This window comes from Desulfovibrio sp. 1214_IL3152 (assembly GCF_036763055.1).
In the GTDB taxonomy this organism is placed as follows: domain Bacteria; phylum Desulfobacterota; class Desulfovibrionia; order Desulfovibrionales; family Desulfovibrionaceae; genus Desulfovibrio.
In genome coordinates this window covers 1-1240 of the sequence record NZ_JBAIYW010000562.1, presented here as the reverse complement: position 1 = coordinate 1240, position 1240 = coordinate 1, and the positions used below count along the sequence as shown (strand labels likewise).

General features: G+C 61.9%; 2 protein-coding genes. Both read right to left on the bottom strand.

Annotated features, from left to right (window positions below):
- On the bottom strand, positions 1-604 hold a 604-nt coding region (locus V6C07_RS11835; RefSeq protein ID WP_333536683.1), incomplete at its 3' end, for an RluA family pseudouridine synthase.
- A 32-nt stretch (positions 605-636) separates the two neighbouring features.
- The coding region (locus V6C07_RS11830; protein ID WP_333536681.1) for a GGDEF domain-containing protein at positions 637-1240 on the bottom strand (604 nt) is incomplete at its 5' end.

Genomic DNA, 1240 nt, shown 5'->3' with positions numbered 1-1240 from the left:
CGGCTACCCAGGCCACATATTCTTTGTGTACTGTGTTGGCGCGCAGCGCCCGCTGTGTTTCATCAAGGGCGGCGTAAGAGGCGGCCACCAGAATGACCCCCGAAGTTCCCCGATCCAGCCGATGCACGGGGGTCGGCATAAAGCTGGCCCGGGCAAAATGGCAGGCCAGGCGGGTGGTCAGGCTGTCTTCATGCCCGGTTCCCGGATGGACAGGCAGCCCCGCAGGCTTGTCAAACGCCCACAGATAACCGGACTTTCCAACCAGCGGCGGCAGCGGGGGGCCGTCTTCGGCGGCATCATCCTTACGCTGTTCCTTGCCTTCCGGAGCGGGCGAGGCAGAATCGCACTGCGCGGCCATTTTCATGGCGAAAGGCGGCAGACGAACCGTGTCGCCGGTCTGTACGCGGGAAAAAGGTTTGCAACGGCTGCCGTTGATCCTGACCTGGCCCGTGCGCACCCAGCGGTGCAGCATGGCCTGGGGCAGGTTCAAGCGACGTTGCAGGAACTGAAGTAGCTTCTGGCCGCTCTCGGGCTCCTGAACAACGGGAATTTCCGTCACTGAAGCGCCGGGGGCCTGCGTAGGGGGAGGGTTATCTTCGGACATGGGAAATACTTTGGACCAAAGAGCGGTCCACGTCAAGAGTCGTTGTGTACGGGAGACATCCTGTAGCGGCTGTCGTCGAGCTGAACCGCTTTGCCGGTATGCTTCTCTATCCAGTTCTTGATGCGCAGCCGCCACCTGGGGCTGTTTTCGCGTTTGACGGCCAACATGTTGCGGTCAGCCTCCGACAGGGCCTGGGCCAGGGTGGTGGTCATGTCCTGCGCGCATGCGCCCCCCACAGACATATGGGTCGGTACGTGATCTTCGTTGATGTTATGGGCATCAAAGGCATCCCTGATCCGCTGCATGAGTTCGTCAAGGTCTTCCCTGGCGCAGCCCGGTACAATGGCGGCAAATTCGTCGCCGCCCATGCGGGCGATGCAGTCGGCAGAATTGAGGCTGCTGCGCAGTATGACGGCTGCCCGGCAGAGCATTTCGCTGCCTTCGCTGTGGCCCATGTGGTCGTTGACCAGTTTCAGGCCGTCCATGTCAGCGATGATGATGCTGACAGGCCGCATTTGCTGCCGCTCCAGCTTGTCGACAGTCATGCCGTAATAGGTGCGGCTGCGCAGCCCCGTAAGGGCGTCGTTGCGCACCAGATCCTCAAGACGCGCCCTGTCGCCCTGGCTGGCGGTGACA